The sequence below is a fragment of the Bradyrhizobium sp. genome (assembly GCF_030697065.1).
GTDB lineage: Bacteria > Pseudomonadota > Alphaproteobacteria > Rhizobiales > Xanthobacteraceae > Bradyrhizobium.
Window position 1 is genome coordinate 1 of record NZ_JAUYQU010000195.1, and the last position, 14,942, is coordinate 14,942.

Consider the following 14,942-nt stretch of genomic DNA (forward strand, 5'->3'; position numbering starts at 1 on the left):
AGGGTGAGCACGTATAAGCCGTAAACCGTTGCGCGGGGAAAGCCGGATGATCCGGTTGCCCTGTGGTCTACTCGTGCGCTTCTTGTGCACGACCGCGGGTGCGATCGGCGCCCGGCTTTCCCCGCGCCCTCTCTTCTCGAGGGGGCGTGAACTGACGCATACCTCGGGCGCACCGCGCCGCGAGAATGCGGAATTGCGGCTACGAACATGCGGATGCTTGAGTCGGACCGAAGCTCTCACAGCGTCATTGCGACGTTGAGGGATTAGAGACCATCTATTGACACAACCACAACAGTCATCACCCGCGCATGCGGGTGATCCAGTATTCCAGAGGCCGTCGTATTGAGCCGATAAGCCGCGGCGTACTGGATCCTCCGCTTTCGCGGAGGACGACAGCCATGGATGCTCTACGCGCACCCTATTACGCGCGCCCGGTCAGGCGGCGCGGATCTTGCCGAGGAAGTCATCGACCTGGCCGCGCAACTGCTGGGTCTGGTCGCCCAGCATCTCCGAGGCGGTCTTGACGTTCTGCGCCGCCGCGCCGGCGGCATCGGCGCCGGCGCTGACGCCGAGGATGTTGTCGGACACGTTCTTGGTGCCCTGCGCCGCCTGCTGGGTGCTGCGGGTGATCTCCTGGGTGGCGGCGCCCTGCTCTTCGACGGCCGCTGCGATCGCGGTGGCGACCTCGTTGACTTCTCCGATGATGCCGCCGATGCCCTTGATCGCTTCGATCGCCTCGCTGGCGACTTTCTGCATGTCGGCGATCTGCTCCGAAATATCCTCGGTGGCCTTGGCGGTCTGGCTGGCCAGCGACTTGACCTCGGACGCCACCACCGCGAAGCCGCGCCCGGCCTCGCCGGCGCGGGCGGCTTCGATGGTGGCGTTGAGGGCCAGCAGGTTGGTTTGCGACGCGATGTCGTTGATCAGGCCAACCACTTCGCCGATCCGGCTGGCGGTCTTGGCGAGGCCCTGCACCGTACTGTCGGTCGCCCTCGCCTGGCTGACGGCGCGGCCGGCGATGCCGGCGGCGTGCGCGGCTTGCCGCGAGATGTCATTGATCGATGCGCTCAACTCCTCCGCGGCAGACGCGACGCTCTGCACGTTCATCGAAGCTTCTCCCGAGGCCCTGGCGGCGACCTGCACGCTGGCATTGGTCCGGGTGGATACCTCCGCCATGCCGTCCGAGGTCGTCCGCATCTGGTTGGAGGCGTCACCGAGTTGCTGAAGCGTCCCGCGTACATGGCTCTCGAAATCACCAATATAGCTCTCGACGGCCTGCTGCCGCGTGGCGGCACCGGCATTGCGCTCCCGCTCCTGCTGCTCGATCCGCATTTTCTCGATCGCCTGTTGCTTGAATGTGGCGAGTGCTCCGGCCAGCGATCCGATTTCATCCTGGCGTTCGGCGTAGCCGGCGTCCACCGACAGGTCGCCCGCGGCGACTTTCAGCATGCCGTCGCGTATTTCATGAAGCGGCGTGATCACGCGACGGCCGACCAACACCATGCTGCCGATCGCCAGCGCAAGGGCCGCGGCCAGCAAGATGACATTGAGGATCAGGGATTGCCTCGCCGAAGACCACTGCCGCGCGGCGTGGCGCTTGGCCTCGTCGAGTGCGCGCTCGGCCAGCTTGACCGCGGCGCCGAGACGTCCGATCGCGTTTGGACTCCATTGGGCCGACGTTACTTCCGTCTTCTCGCCGGCAAGCATCGCATTCAGCAATCGCTCGGAGAAGGCCATGTATTGTGGTTCGAAATAGGCGGTCTTGGTCGCGGCCATGGATTCGACCAGGCCTGCCGGCAACTGCGTTCCGGCCACCACGGTTTCCAGCGCCTTCCAGGCGTACTCCGCGCCGGTGGTGAATTTGGCGTAGCTTTGACGCGCTTCCGGCGGTAGACGCCCGGCGTTCAGTCCCTGGGACAGCAGCACGGCGGCCTGACCGCCGGTATCGCGAACCAGCCAGGCGAGTTGTTTGATCGCCAGCAATTGATCGACCACGGGGTCGACGTGGATGACGGCGGCGGCAAGTTGAGTCGCCAGCTTCTCCAGCGTCTGCAGCAAGGTGGTGGTGGCCTCGACATATTCCTTGCCGAGCGCAGCCCGGCGCGACGCCTTCGGCTGGCCCATTGCTGCGATGGTTTCGGTCTGCAAGGCCTTCAGCGTGTCGAACTGCCGGGTCAACGAGGGCAGCAGCGTGCTTCGCTCCGGAAACTCCACCGTTGCGGCGAGATCCAGCAGCGATTTCATCGCCGGATTGATAATGTCGCGATAGCCTTGGAGCGTCTTGATCGAATCCGCCGTGGCGGCGTCGGCGGCGTTCAAATTCGAACTGGTCGTGGCGCGGTCGGTGCGCAGATTGTGCATCGCCTGGAAGGCATGGGCAGAGCCGTCCGCGATCACCGAAATGCGGGCGGCGGTTTGCAGCCGTCCCCAGGAATCCCACGCGATCATGACGAGAAAAGCCACGATGCAGGCCGCCATCACGGCGATGACGGATTTGAGCAATGCGGAAATGGTCAGACGATTCAACATGAGGACCCCGGTTATGAACCGTGATAGCGCCCCAATCGTAAATAATTCAGGTTCCGATTGCTCCGGTGAAATACGGGTGCGCTTGAGCCGGGTTGGCCTCAATAGGGCGGCTTCCTGCGTTGCCGCTGCTCCTTCGCCGCCTCCATCCACCACGCCAGATCATCGGCGAATCTCGGAAACGCATGCGCCAGCGCCTTGCCGCCACCTGTCGGCTGGCCGTCGGCCGACAGGGCTTGCGAAATCGATCCCACCGCGATCGTCGACGAAATCACCACCATGCCCATCTCGGAAAGCGTGCCATGCCAGGCGGTGGCGGCGCGGGCGCCTCCGAGGCGGCCCGCCGAATAGCTTATGATCGCGGCCGGACGCCAGAACCATTCCTCGAGGAAGTGATCGGTGAGATTCTTCAGGCCGGGCTGGATACCCCAATTATATTCGCCGGTGATGAAGACGAACCCGTCGGACTGGCGGATCTGGCCGGCGAGTTTTTCCAGCGCCGCCGGCGCTTCGCCCTTTGGATATTCCTTGTACATACGGTCCAGCATCGGCAGCCCGACGGCCTTGGCGTCGATCAGTTCGACGTCGTCGCCGCGGACGCTCAGGCCCTCGACGACGAACCGGGCGAGCCGAATGCCCATCCGGTCGGAGCGATACGAGCCGTAGAATACGAGAACGCGATGGCTCATGACGCTACATCCATGCTGGGAAAATTCCGAGAAGATGCACCCAACCTTAATGCGTATCCGGCTACGATGCAGCAGCTTTTATCTCCACGCCTCCTGATCGGCCCGCATCCAGGTGCTTGGCGCCGCCGAGCAATTGCCGTCACAGTCACGCGACCTGGCTGGACAGTTCAACCGCTTACTCTCCGAAGTGCGCGCCGCGTAAACCCGAGGCAGCGGGCAATGCCGGGCGTTCCGTCTCACGGCGTGCGGCGTGGCGGAAACACCTGATTGCTGAAAGGCTGCTCGGTGGGCACCCGCATCTGGATATAGCCCCGACCCATCGACTGATGGCAGCCGTTACAGCCCGCAGTCAGTTCGCTGAACAACTTCGCAAACCGCTTGCCGTCCTTTGCGGCAATGGCATCGCCGATTGAATCGATCGGCGCCGTCATCGTCACCACGTTGGTCACGGGAATGCCCCCATACATCGCGGCGGCTTCCTCCAGGCCGGCCCTGAGCTGACGAAGTTCGTACGCCGCCAGTTCCCAATTCTGGGCCATGCCGGCGAACGACAGCTTGATGTGCCGCAGCTGGATATTGTTCATGATGTCGCCGAGCCGCGGCAAATACTGCTCGTTCATCGGCGACTTGGTCACCGATTGAGCGCTGGCAGTCAGCGGGAGGGCACCCACCAGGAGAATCCCGATCAATACGCGAATTTTCATTCGATCCTCCAGCCGCCGCTACCGATGGAGTTCTATACTGTCGCGCTTGGTGCGCTCTATTGATATCCATCAAGGCGGGCCGGAACGACGAATCAACTGGAGGACCACGTGCAAGCCATTTTCCTCTTCGCCCTCGCACTTGGCGCCGGCGTCAGCGTAGCCGTGCAACAGGTGCTCAACGGCGCCCTGCGGACCGCACTGGCTTCGCCCGCCTGGGCTGGCTTCGTCAGCTATCTCGTCGGCCTGGTGACGATGATCGTCGTGCTGTTCGCGCTCGGCGAACGCATGCCATCGTGGAAGGCCGTGGCCGATACGCCATGGTGGGCCTGGTCGGGCGGCGTGCTTGGCGGCATATTCATCCTGCTGATGATCCTGCTGCTGCCCTCGCTCGGCGCCGCAACGCTGATCGCGCTGGTGGTCGCCGGCCAGATGGCCGCAGCGATCACGCTCGACCATTTCGGCGCGTTCGGCCTGGCGACGCATCCCGTCAGCCTGTCACGTCTCGCCGGCGCGGCGCTGCTGATCGGCGGCGTCATCCTGATCAAGGACTAAAAGCAGAGATTGGTGACGACATTGCCGCGCTTGTCCTTTATCACATAGGGACAGCGCAGACGTTCCAGCGCCACCTTGGCGTCGGCGTCGCCGAGTGCGGCGGCGCGCTCGTAATAGGCTTTGGCGGCGTCGGAATCCTTCGGACCGCCGCGCCCGCTTTGCGCGAATGCGCCCATTCGCTCCAGCGCGCCGGGATGATTTTGCGCTGCCGCCCTCTCGAACAGAGCGCGCGCCGCGGCATCGTCTTTTGTGCCGCCGGCGCCCTCCGCCGTCATCAGCCCGAGCTGATACTGCGCTTCCGCGCTGGTCTCGGCGGCCCTGGCCAGCAGCTGCCGCGCCCTGGCGGGATCCGCCGACGCACCGCCGCCACCGAGGGCTGCGAGGTTGGTGACGCCGCGCGGATTGCCGGCCTGCGCCGCGCGTTCGAACAGCTTGCGCGCCTGGTCTTCGTCCGTGGCAACGCCGGCGCCGGTCCCATAGAGCACGCCGAGTTCGACCATCGCCGAGCTCGACCCCTTGTCGGCGGCCTTTCGCCAGGCAGCGATCGCCTCCGGCATCTGCCGGTTGGCGACGTAGGCGCGACCGAGTTGGTACAGCGCGCGCCGCGACGCTCCGGAGGCGGTCCTGCAGAACCTGATCGCGGTCGCGATATCCGGCGGCGCAACGTCAGGCACCCCCTTGACGTCCGCGGGCTTGTCCGGATCGGCAGGGTCAGCGGCCAAGCGGTCGCACAATACGAGGTCGGCTGATTGGGCGCGAGCCGGCGCCGGCGCCAACGCCATCGAAATCACGAGGGCGGCGGCGCTGCCGCCGATCGCCAATGAAAGCGTATGAGATCGCCTGATCATGCCACTGGCAGGTTGCTTCGAAGCGCCGGCAAATTCAAGGCTCCAGCCCGGACTCCCGCAGCGCCGGAGCCACCTCGTCCGAGGCCAGGAATTTCAGGAGCCGATCGGATGACGCCACATTGTTCGATGCCGCCAGGCGACCAGCCGAAAAGATGGCCGGAACCTGCAACTCGCGCGGGATCGGCCCAACGACTTCGACCCCGCCGACCAGCTTCAATTCGCTGATCTGCTGCACCGCGAGGTCCGCTTCGTCAGAAAGCAGCAATTCGGCGGTAAAGCCCTGCGGGATGATTTTCGCGCGGGCGTTGATGTCGGCGGCGATGCCCATTTGTTCGATCAGTTGCGTAAAGAGGATGCCGCTGGCGCCGAGGCGCGAATAGGCCACCGACCGGGCCGCGAGCAGCGTCGTCCGCAGCGCCGCTGGCGTGGCGATATCGGGATGATCGGCGCCGGCCTTCACCGCTATGCCGACAAAGGAGCGCGCCAGATCGGCGCAGCTCGCGGCGACCACCGTACCCCCGGCGGCGAGATCGCCGAGCGCCTGCCTGGTCAGGATCACGACGTCGGCACCCTCGCCGCCGCGCAGCCGTTCCAGCAGCGCCAGCGTCGGGGCGAAATCGGCGTCGATGCGCGCGCCGCCCTCCGCTTCAAACCGCCCGGCAAGGTTGCCAACCGCGCCCTTCAGGGCCAGCGTCGAGAGAACCCGGACCAGTTCTGCCATCGACCTACGCCGGTCGCATCAGCTTGAGCACCGCGGTCAGGCGAAGACTGCGCTTGCCCGCCAGGGCAGTCGCCTCCAGCAGCGCGCCGCGATCGTCGCAGGTACCGGCAAAGCCGATGCCGACCTCATGGCCGCCGAAGATCGGATGCTCGCTCCTGGCCGGCGTGTGCTCCTGATTGAGGATTTCGCCCTTCCAGCGGCCGTTCGCCGAGCTGTAGGTGCCGAGATAGTAGAAGAACGCATCGCCGCCGAGAATGCGGCCGTCATGCAGCAGCATCACGCCGGTCAGGCCGCCATCGAGGCCGTCGAGCATCTGGATGTGAATGGAATAGAGCCCGTTGACGATGCCGCCCTCGCCGATCGCGTCCGTGGGAGGCACGATCCCATCGGCAATCGGGGTCATCACCGAACGGAACACCGCGCCAGGCATTTGCGGCGAGCCGCCCTCGAAATGATAGATATCGCCTACCGCGCGGCCGCGAACGTCGATCGTGGCAATGTCGGATCCGAGCAGCGACTGATAGCCGGGATCGTCGTTGTGGCGGTGGCTGGTGATCTCGGAGATGACGACGCCGTCGACCTCGCGATATGTGCCGTAATGCGCGAACGCCGAATTGCCGCCGAGCATGCTGCCGCCATTGGCATACATCACGCTGCGGCCGACTGCGTCGTCGACCTGGTACGTGACCTTGTAAAAGCCCTCCAGCAAAACATTCCCCGTTGGTCGCGATGCAATGGCGCTATCTAGCGTGGATCGCATCCGCGAGGAAACGGATTTCGAGCCGGCGACAAACGAAAAGATCCGCCAAGGCTTGACCTTGGCGGATCAAATCGATGGCCTGGACGCCCCCCGCTCCGGGCCGTCGGTCGAACTCTTAAGCTGCCACCGACTTGGCGGCGGTCGGAACTTCGGCGACTGTCTTCAGGATCTGCGATGCGATGGCGTAAGGGTCGCCTTGCGAGTTCGGGCGACGGTCTTCCAGATACCCCTTGTAGTCATTCCTGATGAAGGAGTGCGGCACGCGGATCGACGCGCCGCGGTCGGCCACGCCGTAGCTGAACTTGTTCCAGGGAGCGGTTTCGTGCTTGCCGGTCAGGCGCTTGTCGTTGTCGGGCCCGTAGACCGCAATATGCTCCATGAGATTCTTCTCAAAGGCGGCCATCAGTGCCTCGAAGTACGCCTTGCCGCCGGTCTCGCGAAGATAGGTGGTCGAGAAGTTGGCGTGCATGCCCGAGCCGTTCCAGTCGGTGTCACCGAGCGGCTTGCAGTGATACTCCACGTCAATGCCGTAGGTTTCGGTCAGCCTCTGCAACAGATAGCGGGCCATCCACATTTCATCGGCGGCTTTCCTGGAGCCCTTGCCGAAGATCTGGAATTCCCACTGGCCCTTGGCGACTTCCGCATTGATGCCTTCGTGGTTGATGCCGGCGGCGAGGCAGAGGTCGAGATGCTTCTCGACGATCTCGCGGGCGACCGAACCGACGTTCGAATAGCCGACACCCGTGTAATACGGACCCTGCGGCGCAGGGTAGCCGGCGGTCGGGAAGCCGAGCGGACGACCGTCCTTGTAGAAGAAATATTCCTGTTCGAAACCAAACCATGCGCCTTCGTCGTCGAGAATCGTGGCACGCTTGTTGGTTGCGTGCGGAGTGACGCCATCCGGCATCATGACTTCACACATCACCAGGACACCGTCGGTGCGGGCGCCGTCCGGATAAACTGCGACCGGCTTGAGCACGCAATCCGAGCTTCTGCCTTCCGCCTGCAGGGTCGACGAGCCGTCAAAACCCCACAGCGGGAGCTGCTCCAGGCTCGGGAACGAATCGAATTCCTTTATCTGGGTTTTGCCGCGCAGATTCGGCGTCGGCGTATATCCGTCGAGCCAGATATACTCGAGCTTGTATTTTGTCATTGAGCTCTCTCATGTTGATGATGCGAAAGGTGCGGCAACCGAGACCCTATTGGCCACCACACCCGTACCCGGCCGCCATCGGCCATTCGTAACCAAGCAATTAAAGTGCCAGACGCTGCCGTGCTGATCGCCGGCCAAAGCCGGGATTTCTCCCGCCGGCTCAAGAAAAATTGGATGCGGGGTGCGGCAAAGCCGCGCGGCTGGCGTCGCCGGCAAGGCCCTCAAGGGGCGACTAAAGGCCTGAAATCCGCCTGATAACCCAGCAGTTGGCCAACCGGCTGCCGCCGGGACTAAATCCGCGCCATCCTCCAACAAGATTCAGCGCAGGCGCCCACCCCGTTTCGCAACCTTGGCGACCGCTTGAGCGTTAGCCACGCGGCCAGTGCTGTTCTGCAAGCAAAAACGGAAATGCCCAATATTTATCCAGAGCGTGGATTGGTTTTGATCAGGTTGCACTCGCCGAGGGCACCAACGATATCGAGATCAGTAACCAACCGCGAACGAGTCGGGAGCACCATTATCCCCCGCGCGCATCAGGAGAGACTGAGATGAATACAGGTTTGAATCACGGGTCCGCCAAGATCTTCCAATTCCCTGCCGGGGGCCGTTCGGCACTCGGGGGACGCCGCTACCAGGACGCACAGGCCGTCACCGACCCTGCTTCGTCCCGCGTCAGCGAGGTTGCCATTGGCGGCGCCTGGTACCATGACGCAGCGATCCAGGAAACCAAGCCGGTGCGTGAGCGCTGATGCCGGGACCAACACGATGCGGACGTACCGGCGATGGCGGGTGCGATCCCAAGAACGGAAAACGGGTCGAAACGAAATCGTTTCGGCCCGTTTTCAATTGACCACGCATGTCGTCACCGGCCGTTTGGCGTGCCTGAGCCTGGTGCCGGCCTTGCCGATCGTCAAGGTGACGCCGCCCCCCGAATAGCGGGAGCCCGACAGGGCAACGCGCTTGCCAAGCGTCACGGCTTTGCCGTCGATCTGCAGATGCGCGCGCTTGTCGTACTGGAAAAATCCGACAATGAACTGGGAACCGTCGGCGCAGCGATAGTCCTGGAAGGTCGTCTGCGCCAGCGCGGGCGATGCGCCGGCCGCGGCGGCAGCGAGTACCGCACCGATTACAATGATCTTGCGTCGATTCATCCCGGCCCCCTAGAAAGGCAAGTATAGACCGGACCCATCCGATCGGGCGATATGGCTGTTCCGTCTTTTCCCCGCCGCACGGGATGGCCTAGACTGGTCCGATGCCAGATCCACCTGCCCGTCACCTCAATCTTGCCGGCGCCAGCAATTTCCGCGACCTCGGCGGCTATCCCGCCCGCGACGGCCGTGCCGTCCGCTGGCGGCAGATATTCCGCTCCAACCACCTCGGCCACCTCACCGGGGCTGACATTGAGGTGCTGCGCGGCCTCGGCGTCAGGCGCGCCTTCGATTTCCGTGGCACCGAGGAGCGCGTTGCCGCGATCTGCGGCGTCGAGGACATCGTCGTCCATTCGCTACCGGTAGAGCCGACCGTGGTCGCGGCGCTGCGGGCAAGGCTGGCTACCGGCGTGCCGCTGTCGACGACCGACGCGCTCGAGGTGATGCGCGATTCCTACCGCAACTATGTGCGCCAGAACACGCCGAGCTTTCGCGCGCTGTTCGCCCATCTGGTCGGCGACCACGCCCCGCTGGTGATCCATTGCACCGCCGGCAAGGATCGCACCGGGTTCGCCTGCGCGCTGATCCTGCACGCGCTTGATGTGCCGGATCATCTGATTTCGGAGGATTATCTGCTCACCAACACCTTCTACCGGCGCGATCCCTCCGTCAGCAGCGATCTTCCCGATGAGGTCCGGCAGGTGCTGGGGTCGGTCGAACCATCCTTCCTCGCCGCCGCATTCGAGGCGATCCGCGCCGACTACGGCAGCCTCGAAAACTATTTCAGCGAGGGATTGCGCCTGGGAGCGGCGGAACGCTCCGAGCTGAAGGCGCGCTATCTGGAAGCCTGATCCGGCGATCGCATGTGGGCGCCGCAATATCTTGTTGCGCTTGTCAGCTAGGCCGCGGCTTCCATTTCCGCTTCCGCATCGAGATCGGCGATGACGTCTTCGAAGGCAGAAATGGCCTGCTGAACCGCAGCGATCTGCATCAGCTCCCAGCTATTGATCGGGCCGTTGCGATTTTGCAGTGCGACAATCAGATCGCGGCGTTGCTCCTTGAGCTGAACAAGCGGTAAACCGTGGTCGGGTAGATTTCCCATCGTCATGCGCCCCTGCCCAGTTATTGGGCCATCCGAACCCTAGCGTGATATTTCTGCGGATCGCTTACGGAACTCCGACAAATTTTAACGATCGGCCCCCGTGACAATCCGGGGGTAGTCCCCGAACCGGAGACGAGAGATGGACGGAAAAGTCGTGGTCGTGACCGGCACCTCGGGTGCGCTCGGCAAGGTGGTCGCGGCGACAGCCCTGGCACGCGGCGCCCGGGTCGCGGGCCTCGATCATGCGCCGTCGCAGACACCGGCGACGGCGCAACGGATCGAACTCGGCGGCGTCGATCTTTCCGATGCCACCGCAGCGACGAAGGCGATCGAGGCGGTCGCTGCGCATTTCGGCAGGTTGGATGCGCTGATCAACATCGCCGGCGGCTTTGCGTTCGAGGCGGTCGCCGAGGGCGACCCGCGGACCTGGCAGCACATGTATGCGCTCAATGTGCTCACCGCGCTCAATGCGTCGCGCGCCGCGATTCCTCATCTCGCCGCTTCGGCTTCGGCGCGGATCGTCAATATCGGCGCGATCGGCGCGCTTCAGGCCGGCGCCGGCATGGGCGCCTATGCCGCCGCCAAAGCCGGCGTTCATCGCCTCACCGAGGCGCTCGCCGCCGAATGGAAGGGCAAGATCACCGTCAACGCCGTGCTGCCGTCGATCATCGATACAGCGGCCAACCGCGCCAGCATGCCGAAGGCGGATTTCGGCAAATGGGTGACGCCGCAGGAACTGACCGAAGTGATCCTGTTTCTGGTCAGCGACGGCGCCAGCGCCGTGACCGGCGCGCTGCTTCCGGTGAGCGGACGGGTTTAGCCCTCACGCCTGCGCCCGCGCCCCCTGATCAAATCCAGGGATCGCAATTCAGGCTAGACTGGCGCATCAGTGAGTCGCGCGAGGCGACACCGGCCCGCATCGGAGTTCCCTTGGAAACCGCGCTCTATCTGCCCGTCAAGCGCTTCCTCGAGAAGCTCGGCTTCACCGTCAAGGGCGAGGTCGGCGGCTGCGATCTGGTGGCGCTGAGCGGCGACGAACCGCCGATCGTGGTGATCGGCGAGTTGAAACTTTCCTTCAACCTCGAACTGGTGCTGCAGGCGGTCGATCGCGCCGCCGCCGCCGACGAGGTGTGGCTGGCGGCCCGGATGTCGGTTCGCGGCAAGGGCCGCGAGAGCGACGCGCGCTACCGCAATCTGTGCCGCAGACTCGGCTTCGGCATGCTGGCGGTCACCGCTACCGGCGACGTCGAGGTGCTGGTCAAGCCGCCCGAAACCAGCCCGCGGCGTAATCCGAAGAAGCGCTCCCGGCTGGTCGCCGAACATCGGCGGCGCAAGGGCGATCCGGCACTCGGCGGCAGTACGCGCGCACCGATCATGACGGCCTATCGCCAGCAGGCGCTGGCCTGCGCATCGGCGCTGGCGCGCGGGCCGCGGCGGGTGCGCGATCTCAAGCCCGACATTCCGGATGCGCCGAAGATCCTGCTAAGCAACGTCTATGGCTGGTTCGACCGCGCCGAGCGCGGCATCTATGTGCTGAACGATGCCGGTCGAGCCGCGTTGAAACGCTGGCCGCAGCAGCCGGTGGATCTGGCCGGCGCCGCCGATTCGACGCCGTAACCGCGAAGGTCGCTGGAGCGATTGTAAACGCATGGCTGGATTGCCATGCCAATTTCATATTGCAATGCAACATTGGGGCACTTACGTAGTTGGCAATGAGATGCGAGGCCACCATGAGCGCAGACTGGAACACCAAATACGGCACACGGCGCGTGCGGCGCGACCCGCCGACGCTGGAAGAGGCGATTTTCGCCGCGGTCGGCATCACCGACGATCTCGACGCGCAAGCGGAGATCGCGGCGTCGCTGATGGGGCTGCCCATCGAGGCCGTCCAGGCCGAGGTGAAGAAGGCGGCGCGTCCGGTTCTCGGACGTTCGATCACCCGCGTCATCGCCGGCGAACAGGGCGCGCAGCGCTCGATCGTGGTGGAGCGGCGCGTCGTCAGAAAATTCGGCAACGACAAGCGCACCGGCACCTGATGTCCGCCTTTGAACGGATTTGAAGCCCTTCGCAGATCACAGATCGGCGAAGGGCTTTTTTATTGCCGACCGACGCTCAGGCGGCGCGGTTCCAGCCATACATCCGCAACATCATCTTCCAGTAAGCGCGGTTGACGTTGATCATCGCGCGGGCAGCGTCGGCCGGTGTCGCGATCGCCGTCATCGCGGCTTGCGGCGGCGCCAGCGGCTCCAGATTGATGGTTCCCGTGGACTCGCCGTGGCGAAACTTCAGATTTGCGCCGAACTTGTTGGCCAGCGCCCGCATCGCCTGGTTCTGCGCGCCGGTGGTGATGCGCAGCGAGCGGTAGCCCTTTGATCGCGCCTCCGCGATCAGCTTCTTGAACAGGATGCTCCCGACGCCCTGCCGGCGCACCGTCGACTCCACGCTGAAGGCGATCTCGGGCTGGGAATCCGGCGATCGATCCGGCGGATGCAGTTCGGCCGCGCCCCGCACGACGCCATCCTCGATGTAGGCGATGACGACGGTGCCGTCGTCGGCGCATTTGGCGGCATAGCGCTCGATGAAGCTGTCATCCATGAAGCCGTGGAAGCGGTCATGGCGGCTGTCCGGGTCGAGCCGGAGCAGATGGTCGCGCAGCAGCGACAGTTCTTCCGACTGGCGGAGCGTGCGGACGGTGCCCCTGGCGGCCGTCGGACGGGTAGCGATATCGGTGCTCATTTCATAACTCCTCTTGGATAGCCCTCAAGGAGGCGTTCGAATCCCTAGACCACAGATATTGTGCATCGCACCATAGAATTCAAGCCCGCTATCCGCCTGAAATATCGGCACAATGTCGCGATCAAGCTGTTAATAAGAGCAACGCTTTTGTGACGAAACTGGAACCAGTTGCGCTGGTATCATAGAACCAACTGGGTCTGGGTCACCACCGCGACCAGTTTGCCGTCATCGGTTTCCAGCCGGGTCTGCCAGACCTGGGTACGGCGGCCCCGGTGCACCGGCGTCGCGGTGGCGATGACCGTCATCCCCTCCTTGGCGCCGCCGATGAAATTGGTCTTGCTCTCGATCGTGGTGGTGCCCTTGGCATCCTCGGGCAGGTTGAGGACGGTGGCGGCGGCGCCGACCGAATCCGCGAACGCCATCACCGCGCCGCCGTGAATGGTGTGACGCAGCGTGCAGAGATCCGGCCGCACCAGCATGCGCGCCACCACGCGGTCCTTTTCGGCTTCGGTGAACTTCACGCCCTTCAATTCCGCGAACGGCATCTTCATCGAATTGAGTTTTTCGAGCGGCGTCATGGGACTCGTCTCTCCCGTTTTTGTTTCTGCGTTCAATGGGTGCGGTCATTCCGGGATGGTCCGAAGGAACAGACCCGGAATCTCGAGATTCCGGGTTCGATGCTTCGCATCGCCCCGGAATGACGTTTTCCGTACGATGCATTGGCCAGGTAACTCAGGCAATGACCTCGGAGGTAATGGCGCCGTGACAACGCGCCGGCCATTCGGCATATCCCCTTCCATGCGCCAGTACCCTCCCCGCCGGATCGTCTGCCTCACCGAGGAGACCGTGGAAACGCTGTATCTGCTCGGCGAACAGGACCGCATCGTCGGCGTCTCCGGCTACGCGGTGCGGCCGCCGCGGGTCCGGCGCGAGAAGCCGCGGGTGTCGGCCTTCATCTCCGCGGACATCCCGAAAATCCTGGCGCTCGAACCCGACCTGGTATTGGCGTTCTCGGATTTGCAGGCAGACATCGTCGCCGACCTGGTCCGCGCCGGGATCGCCATCCACGTCTTCAACCAGCGCGACATCGCCGGCATTCTGGCGATGATCCGCACGCTGGGGGCGCTGGTCGGCGCCGCCGACCGCGCCGATCAACTTGCCAGTACGTATGAGCAGCGTCTCGCCAGCATCGGCTCCACGCCCCGGACCGCGAAAAAACCAAAAGTCTATTTCGAGGAATGGGACGATCCGCTGATCAGCGGCATCGGCTGGGTTTCCGAACTGGTCGAGATCGCCGGCGGCGAAGACGCGCTGCCGAGATTGCGGTTTCAGCAGGCCGCCAGGGACCGCATCATCCTGCCGGACGTGGTGCGCGCGGCGGCGCCGGATGTGATCCTGGCTTCCTGGTGCGGCAAGAAAGTCGTTCCCGACAGGATCAGGCAGCGGCCGGGCTGGAGCGACATTCCGGCGGTGCGCAACAACCGCATCGTCGAGATCAAATCGCCGCTGATATTGCAGCCGGGCCCGGCGGCGCTGACCGACGGGCTGGATGCGATCGTGCAGGCGCTGTGGCCGGCATCGCCGGGCTCGTGAACGAGGTGAATATGGGATTGGCAAAAAACCCGCCGCACCGAGACTGTCATCGTCCGGCTTGACCGGACGATCCAGTACGCCGCGGATTCTCGATTGAACATGACCGTCTCGGGAATACTGGGTCCCCGCCTTCGCGGGGACGACAACGGTAGATGTGCGAACAGCGTGGCCGCTCTATTCAATCTCAACCACCAGATACGCGTCCGCCTTCTCGCGGCACGATTTGCCCGAGGTTTGCCTGTCGTTTCCCCCTCGATGAGGGAGCAGGGAATGCCGGATGCGCGCTGCACCCGCGGTCTCGTGTGCAAAATTGTGCGAAAGTGGCGCACACGAGCATACAGGGCAGCGGAGAACATCCGACATTCCCTGCGCAATGGCTTTACGGCTTATCTCGCGCTCACCCCGGAGTA

General features: G+C 64.1%; 18 protein-coding genes. 7 read left to right on the plus strand and 11 right to left on the minus strand.

Annotated features, from left to right (window positions below; genetic code table 11):
- Positions 1 to 435: 435 nt before the first annotated feature.
- The 3 genes from Q8R73_RS15255 to Q8R73_RS15265 all read right to left on the minus strand — a co-directional run bounded on the left by Q8R73_RS15255 (position 436) and on the right by Q8R73_RS15265 (position 3,919).
- A complete protein-coding gene (locus Q8R73_RS15255; protein WP_305720380.1) occupies positions 436 to 2,529 on the minus strand; it encodes a methyl-accepting chemotaxis protein in 2,094 nt (697 codons plus the stop codon).
- A 98-nt stretch (positions 2,530 to 2,627) separates the two neighbouring features.
- On the minus strand, positions 2,628 to 3,215 hold the full coding sequence (locus Q8R73_RS15260; protein WP_305720381.1) for an NADPH-dependent FMN reductase: 588 nt from the start codon (positions 3,213 to 3,215) through the stop codon (positions 2,628 to 2,630).
- A gap of 236 nt (positions 3,216 to 3,451) precedes the next feature.
- Positions 3,452 to 3,919: a hypothetical protein gene (locus tag Q8R73_RS15265; protein ID WP_305720382.1), complete on the minus strand. Its 468-nt coding sequence runs from the start codon at positions 3,917 to 3,919 to the stop codon at positions 3,452 to 3,454.
- A 108-nt stretch (positions 3,920 to 4,027) separates the two neighbouring features.
- Between Q8R73_RS15265 and Q8R73_RS15270 the strand changes: the two genes are divergently transcribed.
- Positions 4,028 to 4,471 carry a DMT family transporter gene (locus Q8R73_RS15270; RefSeq protein WP_305720383.1) on the plus strand — a complete coding sequence of 148 codons (444 nt, stop codon included), beginning with the start codon at positions 4,028 to 4,030 and terminating at the stop codon, positions 4,469 to 4,471.
- Here the strand turns inward: Q8R73_RS15270 and Q8R73_RS15275 are convergent.
- From Q8R73_RS15275 to Q8R73_RS15290, 4 genes are all read right to left on the minus strand, one after another.
- On the minus strand, positions 4,468 to 5,253 hold the full coding sequence (locus Q8R73_RS15275) for a tetratricopeptide repeat protein (protein ID WP_305720397.1): 786 nt from the start codon (positions 5,251 to 5,253) through the stop codon (positions 4,468 to 4,470). The genes Q8R73_RS15270 and Q8R73_RS15275 overlap by 4 nt on opposite strands.
- Positions 5,254 to 5,353: 100 nt before the next feature.
- Complete coding sequence (locus tag Q8R73_RS15280) at positions 5,354 to 6,040, minus strand: substrate-binding domain-containing protein (RefSeq protein ID WP_305720384.1); 687 nt, start codon at positions 6,038 to 6,040, stop codon at positions 5,354 to 5,356.
- A 4-nt stretch (positions 6,041 to 6,044) separates the two neighbouring features.
- Positions 6,045 to 6,749 (minus strand): GrlR family regulatory protein, encoded by a 705-nt coding sequence (locus Q8R73_RS15285; protein ID WP_305720385.1) that lies wholly within the window; start codon positions 6,747 to 6,749, stop codon positions 6,045 to 6,047.
- A gap of 166 nt (positions 6,750 to 6,915) precedes the next feature.
- The gene (locus Q8R73_RS15290) at positions 6,916 to 7,953 is read right to left on the minus strand and encodes a glutamine synthetase beta-grasp domain-containing protein (RefSeq protein WP_305720386.1); all 1,038 of its coding nucleotides are present in this window, start codon (positions 7,951 to 7,953) and stop codon (positions 6,916 to 6,918) included.
- A 548-nt stretch (positions 7,954 to 8,501) separates the two neighbouring features.
- On the opposite strand from Q8R73_RS15290, the gene Q8R73_RS15295 reads away from it, so the two are divergent.
- Complete coding sequence (locus Q8R73_RS15295; RefSeq protein ID WP_305720387.1) at positions 8,502 to 8,702, plus strand: DUF2735 domain-containing protein; 201 nt, start codon at positions 8,502 to 8,504, stop codon at positions 8,700 to 8,702.
- 93 nt (positions 8,703 to 8,795) lie between these two features.
- Here Q8R73_RS15295 and Q8R73_RS15300 read toward each other — a convergent pair whose 3' ends face one another.
- Entirely contained in the window at positions 8,796 to 9,104 is a 309-nt protein-coding gene (locus tag Q8R73_RS15300; protein ID WP_305720388.1) for an MliC family protein, read from the minus strand.
- A 101-nt stretch (positions 9,105 to 9,205) separates the two neighbouring features.
- Between Q8R73_RS15300 and Q8R73_RS15305 the strand changes: the two genes are divergently transcribed.
- On the plus strand, positions 9,206 to 9,952 hold the full coding sequence (locus Q8R73_RS15305; protein WP_305720389.1) for a tyrosine-protein phosphatase: 747 nt from the start codon (positions 9,206 to 9,208) through the stop codon (positions 9,950 to 9,952).
- Between the two features lie 47 nt (positions 9,953 to 9,999).
- On the opposite strand, the gene Q8R73_RS15310 is transcribed toward Q8R73_RS15305, so the two are convergent.
- Positions 10,000 to 10,209 carry a hypothetical protein gene (locus tag Q8R73_RS15310; RefSeq protein ID WP_305720390.1) on the minus strand — a complete coding sequence of 70 codons (210 nt, stop codon included), beginning with the start codon at positions 10,207 to 10,209 and terminating at the stop codon, positions 10,000 to 10,002.
- 133 nt (positions 10,210 to 10,342) lie between these two features.
- Between Q8R73_RS15310 and fabG the strand changes: the two genes are divergently transcribed.
- The 3 genes from fabG (at position 10,343) to Q8R73_RS15325 (ending at position 12,239) form a co-directional block, all read left to right on the plus strand.
- Positions 10,343 to 11,023 carry a 3-oxoacyl-ACP reductase FabG gene (fabG, locus tag Q8R73_RS15315; protein ID WP_305720391.1) on the plus strand — a complete coding sequence of 227 codons (681 nt, stop codon included), beginning with the start codon at positions 10,343 to 10,345 and terminating at the stop codon, positions 11,021 to 11,023.
- 110 nt (positions 11,024 to 11,133) lie between these two features.
- Positions 11,134 to 11,820: a DUF2161 domain-containing phosphodiesterase gene (locus Q8R73_RS15320; protein ID WP_305720392.1), complete on the plus strand. Its 687-nt coding sequence runs from the start codon at positions 11,134 to 11,136 to the stop codon at positions 11,818 to 11,820.
- A 113-nt stretch (positions 11,821 to 11,933) separates the two neighbouring features.
- On the plus strand, positions 11,934 to 12,239 hold the full coding sequence (locus tag Q8R73_RS15325) for a hypothetical protein (protein ID WP_305720393.1): 306 nt from the start codon (positions 11,934 to 11,936) through the stop codon (positions 12,237 to 12,239).
- A gap of 76 nt (positions 12,240 to 12,315) precedes the next feature.
- Here Q8R73_RS15325 and Q8R73_RS15330 read toward each other — a convergent pair whose 3' ends face one another.
- Both Q8R73_RS15330 and Q8R73_RS15335 read right to left on the minus strand, forming a co-directional pair.
- Positions 12,316 to 12,939, minus strand: a complete 624-nt coding sequence (locus tag Q8R73_RS15330; protein WP_305720394.1) for a GNAT family N-acetyltransferase — start codon at positions 12,937 to 12,939, stop codon at positions 12,316 to 12,318.
- Positions 12,940 to 13,118: 179 nt separating this feature from the next.
- Positions 13,119 to 13,517, minus strand: a complete 399-nt coding sequence (locus Q8R73_RS15335) for a PaaI family thioesterase (protein ID WP_305720395.1) — start codon at positions 13,515 to 13,517, stop codon at positions 13,119 to 13,121.
- 220 nt (positions 13,518 to 13,737) lie between these two features.
- Here Q8R73_RS15335 and Q8R73_RS15340 point away from each other — a divergent pair, with 220 nt between their 5' ends.
- Positions 13,738 to 14,532 carry a cobalamin-binding protein gene (locus Q8R73_RS15340; protein ID WP_305720396.1) on the plus strand — a complete coding sequence of 265 codons (795 nt, stop codon included), beginning with the start codon at positions 13,738 to 13,740 and terminating at the stop codon, positions 14,530 to 14,532.
- Positions 14,533 to 14,942: the final 410 nt, after the last annotated feature.